Source organism: Dermatophilaceae bacterium Soc4.6 (assembly GCA_039889245.1).
Taxonomy (GTDB): Bacteria; Actinomycetota; Actinomycetes; order Actinomycetales; family Dermatophilaceae; genus Lapillicoccus.
In genome coordinates, this window is the sequence record JAZGVH010000002.1 from 319,451 (window position 1) to 333,951 (window position 14,501).

Consider the following 14,501-nt stretch of genomic DNA (forward strand, 5'->3'; position numbering starts at 1 on the left):
ATGACCGACGCCACCATCATCGACATCGCGCTGCGCACCATGATGGTGGCGCTCGAGCTGTCGGCCCCCGTCCTCGCGACCGCCCTCGTGATCGGCTTCGTCGTCTCGGTCTTCCAGTCGATGACGCAGATCCAGGAGTTCACGCTGGCCTTCGTCCCCAAGGTGATCGGCGTCGGGGTGGCGCTCCTGGTGTGCGGCAACTGGATGCTCCACACGATGATCAGCTTCACGGTGAGCCTCTTCGAGCAGCTCCCCGCCATGCTGAGGTGATGGCCGATGTCACTCACCGTCCCGGGTGACGCCCTCGTCGCCTACCTCCTGGCCTCCATCCGGATCATCGCCTGGCTGTTCGTGGTCCCCCCCTTCTCGTCGAAGGCCGTCCCCACCACCGCCAAGGTGGTGCTGTCACTCGGGCTGGCCTTCGGCGTGGTGTCGGGCTCCGCTCCGCTCGCCGCCCCGCAGACCACCCCGGCGCTGGTGGTGTCGGCGCTGACCCAGGTGCTGGTCGGCGCGGCGCTCGGCTTCGTCACCTACGTGCTGCTGGCAGCCGTGGCCGCCGCGGGCAGCCTCATCGACGTCTTCGGGGGCTTCTCGCTCGCCCAGGCCTACGACCCGCTGGGGCAGAACATGAACACCGTCTTCGGCAAGTTCCACCAGTGGCTGGCCACCGTGCTGCTCTTCGCGACCAACGGTCACCTGCTGGTCATCGGCGGGCTGCTGCGCACCTTCCACTACCTGCCGGTCGGCCAGGCCCCGTCCATGCCACAGAACGCCAGCGTCGTCACGACCGCCTTCTCGATGATGTTCGTCTCCGCCGTGCAGATCGCCCTGCCGATGGTCGCCGTCCTCTTCGTCGCCGATCTCGGGCTCGCCCTCCTGACGAAGGTCGCTCCCCAGCTCAACGCCATCAACGTGATGTTCCCGGCCAAGATCGGGCTGGTCCTGCTCATCATCGGCATGTCCTTCCCCGTCCTGCCCAGCGCCGTGCAGCGGCTGAGCACGATGTCCACCCAGGCCATGGCCGCGCTGGTCGGGGCGGGCTGAGCCGTGTCCGGGGAGAAGTCGGAGAAGCCCACCGCCAAGCGCAAGAAGCAGGCCCGCAAGGAGGGCACGGTGGCGCGAACGCCCGACCTCGGGGCGTGGGCGGTGGTGCTGCTGGTCGGGATGACGCTACCCAGCCTGATGGGTCGCGAGCTGGAGTCGGTCCGCGAGCTCATGGCCGACTGCCTCGGGTTCGCTGCCGACCCGTCGACCCACGGCGCCAGCATCCTGCTGCACCGAGCCGCCCAGCACGCGTTCACCAGCGTGCTCCTGCTCGGCTCCGGTGTGCTGCTCGTCGGTGTCGGCTCCGCCGTGGCCCAGGGCGGCTTCTTCGTGTCGACCAAGGCGGTCAAGCCGAGCCTGGCCAAGCTCAACCTGCTCAAGGGGGCCAAGCGGATGTTCGGGCCCCACGCCCTGTGGGAAGGCGCCAAGACGCTGCTCAAGAGCTCGCTCGTCGGGCTCCTGGTCTACTCGGCGATCCAGTCGCTGCTGCCCCTGGTGGGCGGCATGCTCCCGATCCCCCACGTGGTCGCCACGGTCGCCGACGCCGGTCTGGGGCTGCTGCGCACCGTCGCCCTGGCCGGGCTGGTCCTGGCTGCTGCCGACTACGCGATGGCCCGGCGCCGCGTGGGCAAGCAGACCCGGATGAGCAAGGAGGAGGTCAAGACCGAGTACAAGCAGAGCGAAGGGGACCCCATGCTCAAGGGGGCCATCCGCTCGCGCCAGCTGGCGATGGCCCGCAACCGCATGATGGCCGACATCCCGACCGCCGACGTCGTCCTCGTCAACCCCACCCACATCGCCGTCGCGCTCAGGTACGACCCGCAGAACGGCGCACCCCTCGTGGTCGCCCGCGGGGCCGGCGCCATCGCCGCGGCCATCCGCGCCAAGGCGATCGAGGCCCGGGTACCCCTGGTGCGCGACGTCCCCCTCGCCCGCGCCCTCTACGCCTCCACGCGCGTCGGCCAGGCGATCCCCGCCGAGCTCTTCGCGGCGGTCGCGACCGTGCTGGCCTTCGTCATCAGCCGCCGCACCCAGGGCCAGCACGGAGGCGAGCACCGCACCCCCCGGCCCGGGGACGAGCTGCCCGCCGTGCTTCCCGCAGGACGCCGTCGCCCGAAGTCCTCAACCGCGGTCGTCGCCGGCCGATCGTAGGCCCGAGGCCAGGATGGCATCTCCGGTGCCAGGACGGCCAAGCGCTTCGGCGAGCAGTGCGAAAGGCAGTCCCCCGTGAAACGTGCGACGCAGCTCAGCGTCCCGGTGGCCATCGTGTTCATCGTCATCATGCTGGTGGTGCCCCTGCCGGCGATCGTGCTCGACATGCTGATCGCCCTCAACATCACGGTCGGTCTGCTGGTCCTGCTGACGGCCATGTTCGTGCACCGGCCCATCGACTTCGCGGCCTTCCCCGCGCTGATCCTGGTCCTCACGCTCTTCCGTCTGGCCCTCAACGTCAGCGCCACCCGCTTGGTCCTCCTGGACGGCTACGCCGGCCAGGTCATCGACACCTTCGGGCACTTCGTGGTGGGTGGCTCGCTCATCGTCGGCCTGATCATCTTCTCCATCCTGCTCGTCATCCAGTTCGTCGTGATCACCAACGGTGCCGGCCGGGTGGCCGAGGTCGGGGCACGCTTCACGCTCGACGCCATGCCCGGCAAGCAGATGGCCATCGACGCCGACCTCAACTCGGGTCTGATCGACGAGGACACCGCCCGCCGGCGCCGGGCCGACGTGCACGCCGAGGCCGACTTCTACGGCGCGATGGACGGGTCGTCGAAGTTCGTCAAGGGTGACGCGATCGCGGCGGTCGTGATCACCCTGGTCAACCTCATCGGTGGTTTCGCGGTGGGCGTCGCCCAGAAGGGGATGTCCTTCCCCGACGCCATCTCGACCTACAGCCTGCTCTCCGTCGGCGACGGCCTGGTCTCGCAGGTGCCGGCGCTGCTCCTGTCGGTGGCCACCGGCCTCATCGTCACCCGCTCGACCGGCGACGACGACATGGGCACCGACATCCTGCGACAGGTGGGCGCCCAGCAGGTCCCGCTGCGTGTCGCCGGTGGCGCGGCCTTCGCGCTCTGCCTCATCCCGGGACTACCCAAGATCCCCTTCATCTTCGCGGGCGGGCTGATGCTGCTGGCCTCGACAAGGGTGCCCACGGACGAGGCCGAGGCCGCCGCTGCGGCGGCGGCCGCCCTCCCGGTGGGACCGGTGGGTGAGTCACCCGAGGACCTCGTGGAGGAGATGCAGATCGACCCGCTCGGCCTCGACCTCTCCGCCGACATCATCGACCTCGTCGACCCGGCAGTCGGTGGGGACCTGCTCCAGCGGGTCAAGGCCCTGCGCCGCAAGATCGCCAACGACATCGGCATCCTGGTGCCCCCGATGCGCACGCGCGACGACGTCGACCTGCCGATGAACACCTACGTCATCAAGCTCTTCGGCATCGAGGTCGCCCGGGGCGAGGCACCCCGAGGGCAGGTGCTCGCCATCGGCGACTACCTCGGCTCCCTGCCCGGCACCCTCACCCGCGAGCCCGTCTTCGGCCTCGAGGCCAAGTGGATCCCGGCCGACCTGCGCAACCACGCCGAGCTCAGCGGCGCCACGGTCGTGGACCGCACCTCCGTCATCACCACCCATATCGCCGACATCGTGACGACCCATGCCGCCCGGCTGCTCGGCCGTGAGGACGTGCGGCTGCTCACCGACGTGGTCAAGCGGTCGCACCCCGTGGTCGTCGAGGAGCTGACCCCGTCCCAGCTGAGCCTCGGTGAGGTGCAGCGGGTGCTGCAGACGCTCCTCGACGAGGGGGTCTCCATCCGCGACCTGGTGCGCATCTTCGAGGCGATCTCCCTGCGGGCCCAGGTCTCCAAGGACCTCGACGGGCTCGTCGAGAGCGCCCGCGCGGCCCTCGGGCCGGCCATCGTCGCCACCTACACGTCCGCCGGTGTCGCGCACGTCATCAGCATGGAGCCGCGGCTCGAGCAGCGGATCCTCGAGGGCATGCGTCCCACCGACGTCGGGCCCATGCTCGCTCTGGACCCCGACCTCGGCCAGTCGCTGCTCAACCAGCTCACGCAGCTGAGCCACGAGGCCCAGGAGAGCAACATCCACCCGGTGCTCGTGTGCGCCCCCCAGATCCGGCCGGCCCTGCGTCGGCTGCTGCGGCCGAGCATCCCCGGCCTGCCCGTGCTCTCCTACCAGGAGCTCATCGGGTGCTCCCAGGTGCGCTCCGTCGGTGTGGTCTCGCTCGCTGCGATGGTGCTGACGCCGTGAGCCCGTTCTCCCGGCCGGTGCTCGTGCCCAGCCTGGTGCTGTGCTCGCCGGTCCTGTGGGACGCCTACCAGGGCGTGGTGGCCTGGTCCGACGCCCTCAACCGCTTCCTGCTCGTGCTGGGGGTCTGCTGGGTCGCGGTCTCGGTCGTGCACGCGCTGGCCTTCTCACCCCCCCGGACCCGCACCCCCGGTCGTGACCCCGATGCCGTCGCCGGCGACGGCGCGACGGACGAGCACCGGCCCGGCGCTCCCGGGGGGGCGGCCCGGCTGGGATAGTCTCGACCGCCGTGACCTCCCCCGACGACACCGTCCGACCCGGCCCGGTGACCCTGCGGCCGATCTCGGCCTCTGAGCACCTCACGTTCGTCGACAGCCGCTCGGGCAGCTTCCTGCAGACGCCCGCCTGGGGCCGGCTGAAGGACGACTGGCGCAGCGAGTCGCTCGGCTGGTTCGCCGACGGGGAGCTGGTCGCGGCGGCGCTCGTGCTCTATCGCAAGGTGCCGAGGCTGGAGCGCTACCTCGCCTACCTGCCGGAGGGGCCCGTGATGGGCCCGCAGGGCTGGGAGGGGGCGCAGGTCCTCGAGGTCCTCCGCACCCTGCGCGACCACGTCAGGGGACAGGGCGCCTTCACCCTGCGCATCGGTCCCACCGTCCCCGTGCGCCGGTGGCACGCCGACACGATCAAGGACGCCATCGTCGCCGAGGGCGTGCGCTCCCTGACCGCGGTGCGCCCCGACGTCACCCACGACGCCGGGGTCACGCTGCGGGCCCAGCTGGTGCGACTGGGTTTCGAGCACCTCACGGCCGACGACGGCTTTGCGGCCGGGCAGCCCCAGTTCGTCTTCCAGCTGCCCCTGACCGGGCGCACCGAGGCCGACGTGCAGCGCGGCATGAACCAGCTGTGGCGGCGCAACATCAAGAAGGCGGCCAAGGCGGGGGTCGTCGTCACCCGCGGCACCGCCGCGGACCTGCCGGCCTTCCACACCGTCTACACCGAGACCGCCCAGCGCGACCACTTCATCCCCCGGCCGCTGCGCTACTTCGAGCGCATGGTCGAGGTGATGAGCGCCGAGGACGACGACCGCATCCGCCTCTACCTGGCACACCACGAGGGCGACCTCGTGGCCGCCACGACGTGGGTGCGGGTGGGCCACCACACCTGGTACTCCTACGGGGCCTCGACGTCGGCCAAGCGCGAGGTCCAGGGGTCGACGGCCATCCAGTGGCGCATGATGAGCGACGCGATCGCCGCCGGGGCCGACGTCTACGACCTGCGTGGCATCACCGACACCATCGCCTCCGACGACCCGCACCTCGGTCTCATCCGCTTCAAGGTGGGCACCGGTGGCGAGGCGGTCGAATACGTCGGTGAGTGGGACCTGCCGCTACGACCTCTGCTGCACAAGGCCTTCGGCCTCTACATGAAGCGCAGGGGGTGAGGTCGTGAGCCTGGTCCTCCAGGTCGACGGTGACCGCTGGCGCGAGCACCTGCGGCGCACCACCGTGTCCAACCCCGGCCTCGTGCCGGTCATCAAGGGCAACGGCTACGGCCTCGGGCTGCCTCGGCTCCTGGCCGAGGCGGCCCGTCTGAGCGGCGAGGGCCAGGTGCGCGAGGTCGCCATCGGCTCGTATGCCGAAGCCCCCCTCGCCCTGTCGGCCCACCCCGGCGACGTGCTGGTGATGGAGCCCTACCGGGCCGCCGTGCCCCCGCTGCCCGGAGCCGCCGAGCTGGCCCTCGGCGACCCGACCCTGATCCACACCGTCACCACGGCCGACGACGCCCGCCACCTGACCTCCAGGGCCGGGCGGGTGCGCGTCGTCGTCGAGGGGCTGACCTCGATGAACCGCTTCGGGGTGCGCCTGGACGAGGTCGCCCGGCTGCGCGCCGACCTGGCCGACCTCCCCCTCGACGTCGAGGCGATGACCCTTCACCTGCCCCTGGGTGAGGGCCACCTCGACGAGGTGAGCCGCTGGGTGGAGGCCGTCGACGAGCCGCGCTGGTTCGTCTCGCACGTCAGCCCGTCCGAGCTGAGCACCCTGCGGTCGCGCCATCCCGACCGCACCTTCCGCCCTCGCATCGGCACCTCCCTCTGGCTCGGCGACCCCGGTGCCCTCACCGTGCGGGCGCACGTCCTCGACGTGCGCCGGGTCGACAAGGGTGACCGGGCCGGCTACCGCCAGCGGGCGCTGCGGGCGGGCACCCTGGTCGTCGTCAGCGGCGGCACCGCCCACGGCATCGCGCTCGAGGGCCCGTCGGCGGCCGCGACACCCCGGCAGCGCGCCATCGCGGTGACCGAGGGCGTCATGCAGGCGGCCCACCGGGTGCGCTCACCGTTTGCGATCGACGGGCGGCCCACCTGGTTCGCCGAGCCCCCCCACATGCAGGTCAGCCTGCTCTCGCTGCCCGCCGACGTCACCCCACCCGCGATCGGCGACCAGCTGACCGTGCGGGTGCGTCACACCACCCTGCGGGCCGACGCGGTCGACATCACCTGAGCGGGTCACGCGCACTAGGGTGATGGCTGGCCTGACGGCAGGCCGTCCGGGGTGCTCGACGCGCGAAGAGGGTTGACCGCATGTCCTTCAACGAGAACGTCCAGCTCGACACCTCGCAGGTGACCGGGGGTGGCTCCGGTGGCGGCGGGAGCTTCGGCGGCGGGGGCGGCTTCGGCGGCGGTGGCGGCGGCCGGGGCTCCTTCCCCGGCGGCATCCAGGTCGGTGGCGGCATCGGCGGCATCATCGTGCTCATCCTCGCCCTGGTCTTCGGCGGCGGAGCGCTCGGTGGCTCGGGCACCACCGACCCGGGCACGTCCGCGCAGGGACAGGGCAGTGCCCTGCAGCCGGGGCAGGTGTCGGCCGGCGGGTCGCAGTCCGGCGCCGACTTCGCCCAGTGCCGCACAGGCGCTGACGCAAACCGCAACGACGACTGCCTGGTCATCGCCACCGTCAACAGCGTGCAGGCCTACTGGAGCGAGGCACTGCCCACCTACGGCCGCCAGTACCAGCCCGCGAAGACGGTCCTCTACTCCGGCTCGACCCGCTCGAAGTGCGGCACCGCCTCCAACCAGGTCGGCCCGTTCTACTGCCCGCTCGACGGGCTGGTCTACATCAACAGCAGCTTCTTCGCCGAGCTGAAGCAGCGCTTCGGCTCGGACGGCGGCCAGCTGGCCAAGGAGTACGTCATCGCCCACGAGTACGGCCACCGCATCCAGGACATCCTGGGCGTGCTCGGGCGCGCCCAGCAGGACCCGCAGGGCGCCGAGTCGGGGTCGGTCCGGCTCGAGCTCATGGCCGACTGCCTGGCGGGCACCTGGGTCAACCACGCGACCCAGACCAAGGACGCGCAGGGCACGACCTTCCTCAAGCCGCTCACCACGGCTGACATCACCTCTGCGCTCTCGGCCGCCTCGGCTGTCGGCGACGACCGCATCCAGCAGTCGGTGCAGGGCCGGGTGACCCCGGAGACGTGGACCCACGGCTCGAGTGCGGCCCGCCAGAAGTGGTTCCTCGCCGGATACCAGAGCGGCGACCTCAACCAGTGCAACACGTTCGGGGTCACCAGCGTCGAGTAGGCCCGAGTGCGCGGGCGCCTGGCCCTCAGGTCTCGCAGACCAGACGCACCCCCTCGGCGATCCGGTAGGGCGCTGCGGCGACCAGCGTGCCGACCACCCGCCGCAGCCGGCTCACCTCGGCGCGCACGGTCACCTGGTGCTCGTCGTCCCCGAACAGGGCGCAGCTGAGCCGCGCAGCGCTCAGACCGTCGGTGCCGGCCGCCGCGAGCAGAGCAAGGATCGCCGCGTGCCGCGGGGTGAGGGACGCGCGCCAGCCGCTGGCCCCGTCGACGTCGGCCGACACCTCGAGGACGGCCACACCGCCGACGGTGCGCAGGCTCGCGGTCAGTGACGACGCCCGCTGGTGGGGGCGGACCAGCCACCCCTCGCCGAGCCGCTCCGGCAGGCACAGGCCGAGGCCGGCCACGGCGATCGGGCGGTCGGGCGTCGGAGCCGCGATCCGGTCACGCACGAGGACCCCGCTGTAGTGCGCCACCCAGCCCTCGTAGTCCACGAGCAGCAGCGGCCCGCTCGCCGTCGCCAGCACGTGCTCCGCGGAGCGACGCAGTCGCTGCAGCGACTGCTCGTGGTGGCGCCACAGCCGCTCCTGGGCGAGCTTGGTCGCGGTGTCGACCAGGGCGATGAGGGCCGGGTGGAGGGTCATCGCCGGCCCGCTGACGTCGACGACGCCCAGGAGGACGCCGGTGCGCGGGTCGTGCACAGGCGATGCCGTGCAGTACCAGGGGTGCTGGCTCTCCTCGAAGTGCTCTGCGGAGAAGAGCTGCACCGGCGCCTGCTCGGCCAGGGCCGTGCCGATCGCGTTGGTGCCGACGTGGTCCTCGGTCCACGTCGCACCCTCGGTGAAGCCGAGCACGTCGGCGCGGCGGAGCACGGCGGCTGAGCCCTCCCGCCACAGGATGACCCCCTCGGCGTCCGTGACGACGACGATGAAGTACGAGGCATCGGCCACCGTGGTGAGCACCGACCGGATCTCGTCGACGACGAGGCGCAGGGGCGACGAGCGGCGTCGGCGCTCGACCTCGCCCCACGGCAGGGGGTCGCGCGCGTTCGCCCGGGTCGGGTCGAGCCCCAGCCCGAGCACACGGGTCCAGGACCTCGAGACGAGCGGACGCGGACGCGTCGGCGGCGTCGTGCCACCCATGACGGCGTCGTGGACCCGCTGGAGGTCGCGGGCGTGCTGACCGAGGTGGGTGCCGGGGATCACCGCGGCACCGGCATACGGCGTCATGAGGGTGCTGACGCGAGCGTGCGAGTCATCGTCGACTCCTTCCGATCACCTGAGCGTATCCGGATGCAACCCGTTGCAACCCTTACGCCGACGGCCGCGTGAGGAGTGTGCTGGCGTGCAGCGCGGGTCGATGGGGATCCGCCGGCCGACAAGGAGTGCACATGACCGACACCCTGGAGCGCACCACCCACGAGACGCCCTCCGCTCCCGAGCGGGCGCAGGCCTGGCTCACCGCCTTCGAGGCAGCCCTGGTGGCCCGTGACGTCGACCGGGCGGCGGGGATGTTCGCTCAGAGCAGCTTCTGGCGGGACCTGGTCTCCTTCACGTGGAACATCGCGACCGTCGAGGGCCCCGACGGCGTGCGCGACCTGCTCACCGAGACCCTCGAGCGCACCGACCCCTCGCACCTGACCACCAGCGAGCCCGCGAGCGAGGACGGTGGCGTCGTGACCGCCTGGGTGACCTTCGAGACGGCGACCGGACGCGGCAACGGACTGCTGCGCCTCAAGGAGGAGGACGGTGAGGACAAGGCGTGGACCCTCCTCACCGCGCTCTACGAGCTGAAGGGTCACGAGGAGCCGCGCGGCACCCACCGACCGATGGGTGCCGAGCACGGGGCGAGCAAGACCCGCCAGACGTGGAAGGAGAAGCGCCAGGCCGAGGCGGAGAGCCTCGGGTCGACCACCCAGCCCTACGTCCTGGTCATCGGCGGCGGCCAGGGCGGAATCGGCCTCGGGTCGCGGCTGCGACAGCTCGGGGTGCCCTCCCTGGTGATCGACAAGCACCCCCACCCCGGAGACCAGTGGCGAGGGCGCTACAAGTCGCTGTGCCTGCACGACCCGGTCTGGTACGACCACCTGCCCTACCTCAAGTTCCCCGACAACTGGCCGGTCTTCGCCCCGAAGGACAAGATCGGCGACTGGCTGGAGTCCTACGTCAAGGTCATGGAGGTGCCCTACTGGAGCAGCACGGTCGCCACCTCGGCGACGTGGTCGGAGGAGGCGCAGGAGTGGACGGTCGAGGTCGAGCGCGACGGCCAGCCGCTCGTGCTGCGCCCCACGCAGCTGGTCTTCGCCACCGGCATGTCGGGCAAGCCCCGGATGCCGGAGGTGACCGGCCTCGACGTCTTCCGCGGCGACGTGCACCACTCCTCGCGCCACCCCGGGCCCGACGCCTACACGGGCAAGAAGGCCGTGGTCATCGGCAGCAACAACAGCGCCTTCGACATCTGCGGGGCGCTGTGGGAGCACGACGTCGACGTGACGATGGTCCAGCGGTCGTCGACGCACATCGTCAAGAGCGCGAGCCTGATGGAGTACGGGCTCGGCGACCTCTACTCCGAGCGGGCCCTCGAGGCCGGGGTCACGACGGAGAAGGCCGACATGATCTTCGCCTCGCTCCCCTACCGGATCCTCCACGAGTTCCAGATCCCGGCCTACGAGAAGATGGCCGAGGTCGACAAGGACTTCTACGACCGGCTCGAGGCGGCTGGCTTCTGGCACGACTGGGGCGCCGACGGCTCGGGCCTGTTCATGAAGTACCTCCGCCGCGGCTCGGGCTACTACATCGACGTGGGCGCCGCCGAGCTGGTCGCCGACGGCGACGTGCACCTCGTGCACGGGCAGGTCGACCACCTCACCGAGCACGCCGTCGTGCTGGAGGACGGCACCGAGCTGGCGGCCGACCTCGTCGTCTTCGCCACCGGCTACAACTCGATGAACGGCTGGGTCGCCGACCTCATCGACCAGGAGACGGCCGACCGGGTCGGCAAGGTCTGGGGCCTCGGCTCCGACACGACCAAGGACCCCGGTCCGTGGGAGGGCGAGCAGCGCAACACGTGGAAGCCGACCCAGGTCACCAACCTGTGGATGCACGGGGGCAACCTGCACCAGTCGCGCCACTACTCGCTCTACCTCGCGCTGCAGCTCAAGGCCCGCTACGAGGGGCTCGACACACCGGTCTACCGGCTGCAGGAGGTGCACCACACGTCGTAGCCGGGGCGCCTCACGGCGCGGGCAGCGGCTCGACGAGGGTGACCCGTACGGCGCGTCCCCGCCGCACGGCGTCGTCGAGCACCGCCCTCTTCGGGTCAGGAAGGTCGTAGAGCTCGCGGCGTGGCAGACCGGCCAGTGCGCGGAGGCGGCCGTCGTCGAGCACGGCGGCCGCCATCGCCCGGTCACCACCGACGACGAGACCCCGCGGCACGTCCGCCGCGCCGCCTGCGGGCGACTCGTCGCCGCCGAGCACCACCCGCAGCGCATGCCCGACGACGGCGTCGACCAGGGCGTCGGCCTGGTTGCCCCGACGTCGGGCGAACCGCTGCTGCGACCAGCCACCGGCTGCCGTGCGCGACTGCACGTGCCGCGCGCCGACCTTGTGCAGGGCCAGCTCGCTCCCGCGGACCAGGGCCACGGCGTAGCCGCCACGGCGCACGAGCACCACGCCCAACGGCTCGGCGTCGAACCAGTCGAAGGTCGCCGTCGCCCCGTCGGCACCGAGGAGTGAGGTCACCCGACCCCCGTGCTCGCTCACCTCGACGCCGCCGTGGCGCTCGCCGAAGTTGCCCACCCACCTCTCGACCCGCTCGGGGGCCACCTCCACGGTGCGCGGCGTGAGCGACCCGGTGCTCACGTCCCTCATTCGCGCAGGTCCACGACAGCGAGTCCGGTGGCCGCCGCGATGTACTCGTCGTCGCGATCCCGGTGGGCCAGCGGTATCCCCCGGCGCAAGGCGACCGCGGCTATCAGGCAGTCGGTGTGCGCACCGGCGAGCAGCTCCATCAGGACGGGCTCGCTGCCGTGGATACGGCCCCCGAGGTTGTCTCGCACGAAGCTGGCGGCACCCGTCGGGGTGCCCCGGAGGAACTCGATCCACACCGAGGTGTCGACCAACGTCATCAGTGCTGTGCCTCCACCGGCTCGACCGGCTCCACGTGCTCCACCTGCTCCACCTCGTCCGAGCGCAGGGCCTCGAGGTCGCCGTCCCAGCCCGAGCCCTCCATGTCGAGCATCTCCGCCCGGCTGATGACGGGACCCACCAGCCGCGGCAGGGCGAACGCGACCGCCTCGCGCTTGGACGACAGCCCGTACCGACGCATGGCCTCGGCGACGAGGTCGTCATCGATGTCGATGTTGGTGCGGGTCATACACCAACGATACGCATCTGGGTCAGCGGCTCGGCCTGCGCGAGCTGATCTGCCCGGTGTCGAAGCCGAAGAGGTGCAGCCCGCCGTGGAAGCGGGCGTGCTCGATCTTCAGGCAGCGGTCCATGACCACGCCCAGACCACCCTCGCGGGCGATCGCCGCGGCCTCGTCGGAGAACACCCTCAGCTGCAGCCAGAGGGTCGTCGCGCCGACGGCGACCGCCTCGCGGGCCACCTCCGGGGTGTCGTCGGCCTTGCGGAAGACGTCGACGAGGTCGGGCACGACCGGCAGGGAGGCGAGGTCGGGATAGATCGCACGCCCGAGGATGGCCTCGCCCCTGGCCGCAGCCACGGGGTTGACGAAGAAGGTCTCGTAGTCGGTCGAGGCCAGCAGGTAGGTGGCCACGAAGAACGAGGCCCGCGCGGGGTTCGGGGAGGCACCGACCACGGCGACGCTGCCGGTGGACCGCAGGATGCCCAGCCGCTCCTTCGCCGACGGGAGGGGAGGCGACGGGGTCATCACGCCACCGCCTTGGCCAAGGCCTGCTCAAGGTCGTCGATGATGTCGGCGGCGTCCTCGATGCCGACCGAGATGCGCACGAGCCCCGGAGCCACTCCCCCGTCGACCAGCTGCTGCTCGGACAGCTGGGCGTGCGTCGTCGACGCCGGGTGGATCACCAGCGTCTTGGTGTCGCCGATGTTGGCCAGGTGCGAGGCCAGCTCGACCGACTCGATGAAGCGCTGACCCACGGCGCGTCCTCCGGCCAGCTCGAACGTGAAGACCGATCCGGGCCCGGCCGGCAGGTACTTCTGGGCGCGCTCGTGATGCGGGTGGTCGGGCAACCCGGCCCAGTTGACCGCAGCGACGAGCGGGTTGGCGTCCAGCCACTGCGCGATGACGCGGGCGTTCTCGACGTGCGCCTGCATCCGGAAGGGCAGGGTCTCGAGACCCTGGGCGAGGAGCCACGCCGAGTGCGGGGCCAGCACGGGCCCGAGGTCGCGCAGCTGCTCCGCGCGCAGCCTGGTGAGGAAGGCGTACTCCCCGAAGTTGCCGCTCCAGGTGAGACCGCCGTAGTGCGGCACCTCCTGCGTGAACAGGGGGAACTTCCCGCCCGCCCAGTCGAAGCGGCCCGACTCGACGACCACGCCACCGAGCGTGGTGCCGTGCCCGCCGAGGAACTTCGTCGCCGAGTGGGTGACGAGGTCGGCCCCCCACTCCATCGGCCGCAGGAGGTAGGGCGTCGCCACGGTCGAGTCGACGACCAGCGGGATGCCGTGGGCGTGCGCGACGTCGGCGAGACCGGACAGGTCGGCGATCGCACCCGAGGGGTTGGCGATGCTCTCGACGAAGACCAGCCTCGAGCGGTCGGTGATCGCCGCGGCATAGGCCTCGGGGTCGTGCGACCCCACGAAGGTGGTGCTGACGCCGAAGCGGCGCAGCGTGACGTCGAGCTGGGTGACCGTACCTCCGTAGAGCGAGGCGCTGGCGACGATCTCGTCACCCGCGCCGGCGAGGGCGGCGAAGGTGATCAGCTCGGCACCGAGCCCCGACCCGGTCGCCACGGCGCCCAGGCCGCCCTCGAGCGACGCCACCCGCTCCTCGAAGGCGGCGACCGTGGGGTTGGAGAGACGGCTGTAGATGTTGCCGTACTTCTGCAGGGCGAAGCGTGCCGCGGCGTCGGCCGTGTCGTCGAAGACGAACGCGCTGCTCTGGTAGATCGGCAGCGCCCGCGCCCCGTGCGCCGCGTCCGGGATCGCCCCGGCGTGGATCGCTCGGGTGCGGAAGCCGTACGCCCGCTCCCCCTGGGTGGTCAAAGAGTCACCTCAACCACGGTCACATGAGGTGATTCTGTGACCGCCCACGAGCGCACGTCAGAGGTTGAAGCCGAGGGCGCGCAGCTGCTCGCGGCCGTCGTCGGTGATCTTGTCGGGGCCCCACGGCGGCATCCAGACCCAGTTGATCCGGAAGCCGTTGGTCAGGCCGTCGAGCGCGGTGGCCGTCTGGTCCTCGATGACGTCGGTCAGCGGGCAGGCCGCCGAGGTCAGCGTCATGTCGATGATCGCCTGGGCGGCCGAGTCGACGGTGATGCCGTAGATCAGGCCGAGGTCGACGACGTTGATGCCCAGCTCGGGGTCGACGACGTCACGCAGCGCCTCCTCCACGTCGGCGACGTTGGCAGCGGTGCCGCCGTAGGTCGAGGACGGCGCGACGCCGGCGCTCGGCGGACCCTCGGGGGCCGCGTGGT

At 71.4% G+C, this 14,501-nt stretch carries 16 protein-coding genes; 9 read left to right on the plus strand and 7 right to left on the minus strand.

The features are described from left to right. The 8 genes from fliQ to V3N99_01620 all read left to right on the plus strand — a co-directional run bounded on the left by fliQ (position 1) and on the right by V3N99_01620 (position 7,885). The gene (gene fliQ / locus V3N99_01585; GenBank protein ID MEO3935425.1) at positions 1–270 is read left to right on the plus strand and encodes a flagellar biosynthesis protein FliQ; all 270 of its coding nucleotides are present in this window, start codon (positions 1–3) and stop codon (positions 268–270) included. A 6-nt stretch (positions 271–276) separates the two neighbouring features. Then, a complete protein-coding gene (locus tag V3N99_01590) occupies positions 277–1,044 on the plus strand; it encodes a flagellar biosynthetic protein FliR (GenBank protein MEO3935426.1) in 768 nt (255 codons plus the stop codon). Positions 1,045–1,047: 3 nt separating this feature from the next. Continuing rightward, on the plus strand, positions 1,048–2,196 hold the full coding sequence (locus V3N99_01595) for an EscU/YscU/HrcU family type III secretion system export apparatus switch protein (GenBank protein ID MEO3935427.1): 1,149 nt from the start codon (positions 1,048–1,050) through the stop codon (positions 2,194–2,196). 129 nt (positions 2,197–2,325) lie between these two features. After that, a complete protein-coding gene (locus V3N99_01600) occupies positions 2,326–4,314 on the plus strand; it encodes a flagellar biosynthesis protein FlhA (GenBank protein ID MEO3935428.1) in 1,989 nt (662 codons plus the stop codon). Next, the gene (locus V3N99_01605; protein MEO3935429.1) at positions 4,311–4,589 is read left to right on the plus strand and encodes a hypothetical protein; all 279 of its coding nucleotides are present in this window, start codon (positions 4,311–4,313) and stop codon (positions 4,587–4,589) included. Before V3N99_01600 ends, V3N99_01605 begins: the two co-directional genes overlap by 4 nt. Before the next feature lie 11 nt (positions 4,590–4,600). After that, positions 4,601–5,752 carry a peptidoglycan bridge formation glycyltransferase FemA/FemB family protein gene (locus V3N99_01610; GenBank protein ID MEO3935430.1) on the plus strand — a complete coding sequence of 384 codons (1,152 nt, stop codon included), beginning with the start codon at positions 4,601–4,603 and terminating at the stop codon, positions 5,750–5,752. Positions 5,753–5,756: 4 nt separating this feature from the next. After that, complete coding sequence (locus tag V3N99_01615; GenBank protein ID MEO3935431.1) at positions 5,757–6,809, plus strand: alanine racemase; 1,053 nt, start codon at positions 5,757–5,759, stop codon at positions 6,807–6,809. Between the two features lie 80 nt (positions 6,810–6,889). After that, positions 6,890–7,885, plus strand: a complete 996-nt coding sequence (locus V3N99_01620; GenBank protein ID MEO3935432.1) for a neutral zinc metallopeptidase — start codon at positions 6,890–6,892, stop codon at positions 7,883–7,885. Positions 7,886–7,910: 25 nt separating this feature from the next. Here V3N99_01620 and V3N99_01625 read toward each other — a convergent pair whose 3' ends face one another. Continuing rightward, positions 7,911–9,113 (minus strand): transcriptional regulator, encoded by a 1,203-nt coding sequence (locus V3N99_01625; protein ID MEO3935433.1) that lies wholly within the window; start codon positions 9,111–9,113, stop codon positions 7,911–7,913. 161 nt (positions 9,114–9,274) lie between these two features. On the opposite strand from V3N99_01625, the gene V3N99_01630 reads away from it, so the two are divergent. Continuing rightward, positions 9,275–11,107, plus strand: a complete 1,833-nt coding sequence (locus V3N99_01630; GenBank protein ID MEO3935434.1) for an NAD(P)/FAD-dependent oxidoreductase — start codon at positions 9,275–9,277, stop codon at positions 11,105–11,107. 10 nt (positions 11,108–11,117) lie between these two features. Here V3N99_01630 and V3N99_01635 read toward each other — a convergent pair whose 3' ends face one another. The 6 genes from V3N99_01635 to V3N99_01660 are packed head-to-tail and all read right to left on the minus strand — an operon-like array spanning position 11,118 to position 14,418. Further along, the gene (locus V3N99_01635) at positions 11,118–11,744 is read right to left on the minus strand and encodes an acVLRF1 family peptidyl-tRNA hydrolase (protein ID MEO3935435.1); all 627 of its coding nucleotides are present in this window, start codon (positions 11,742–11,744) and stop codon (positions 11,118–11,120) included. 5 nt (positions 11,745–11,749) lie between these two features. Continuing rightward, positions 11,750–12,010, minus strand: coding sequence for a PIN domain-containing protein (locus V3N99_01640; GenBank protein ID MEO3935436.1), 261 nt, complete (start codon positions 12,008–12,010; stop codon positions 11,750–11,752). Next, positions 12,010–12,258 carry a type II toxin-antitoxin system VapB family antitoxin gene (locus V3N99_01645; GenBank protein ID MEO3935437.1) on the minus strand — a complete coding sequence of 83 codons (249 nt, stop codon included), beginning with the start codon at positions 12,256–12,258 and terminating at the stop codon, positions 12,010–12,012. The genes V3N99_01640 and V3N99_01645 overlap by 1 nt, the downstream gene beginning before the upstream one ends. Before the next feature lie 22 nt (positions 12,259–12,280). After that, entirely contained in the window at positions 12,281–12,775 is a 495-nt protein-coding gene (locus tag V3N99_01650; GenBank protein MEO3935438.1) for a CoA-binding protein, read from the minus strand. Beyond that, a complete protein-coding gene (locus V3N99_01655; GenBank protein ID MEO3935439.1) occupies positions 12,775–14,070 on the minus strand; it encodes an O-acetylhomoserine aminocarboxypropyltransferase/cysteine synthase family protein in 1,296 nt (431 codons plus the stop codon). The genes V3N99_01650 and V3N99_01655 overlap by 1 nt, the downstream gene beginning before the upstream one ends. A gap of 57 nt (positions 14,071–14,127) precedes the next feature. Beyond that, a complete protein-coding gene (locus tag V3N99_01660) occupies positions 14,128–14,418 on the minus strand; it encodes a metal-sulfur cluster assembly factor (GenBank protein MEO3935440.1) in 291 nt (96 codons plus the stop codon). Positions 14,419–14,501: the final 83 nt, after the last annotated feature.

Bases quoted from the DNA above. Each gene is read 5' to 3' on its own strand.
- V3N99_01630 (MEO3935434.1), top strand. From the start codon at position 9,275: ATGACCGACACCCTGGAGCGCACCACCCACGAGACGCCCTCCGCTCCC.
- V3N99_01645 (MEO3935437.1), bottom strand. From the start codon at position 12,258: ATGACCCGCACCAACATCGACATCGATGACGACCTCGTCGCCGAGGCC.
- V3N99_01590 (MEO3935426.1), top strand. From the start codon at position 277: ATGTCACTCACCGTCCCGGGTGACGCCCTCGTCGCCTACCTCCTGGCC.
- V3N99_01625 (MEO3935433.1), bottom strand. From the start codon at position 9,113: ATGACGCCGTATGCCGGTGCCGCGGTGATCCCCGGCACCCACCTCGGT.
- V3N99_01600 (MEO3935428.1), top strand. From the start codon at position 2,326: ATGCTGGTGGTGCCCCTGCCGGCGATCGTGCTCGACATGCTGATCGCC.
- V3N99_01650 (MEO3935438.1), bottom strand. From the start codon at position 12,775: ATGACCCCGTCGCCTCCCCTCCCGTCGGCGAAGGAGCGGCTGGGCATC.
- fliQ (MEO3935425.1), top strand. From the start codon at position 1: ATGACCGACGCCACCATCATCGACATCGCGCTGCGCACCATGATGGTG.
- V3N99_01640 (MEO3935436.1), bottom strand. From the start codon at position 12,010: ATGACGTTGGTCGACACCTCGGTGTGGATCGAGTTCCTCCGGGGCACC.
- V3N99_01620 (MEO3935432.1), top strand. From the start codon at position 6,890: ATGTCCTTCAACGAGAACGTCCAGCTCGACACCTCGCAGGTGACCGGG.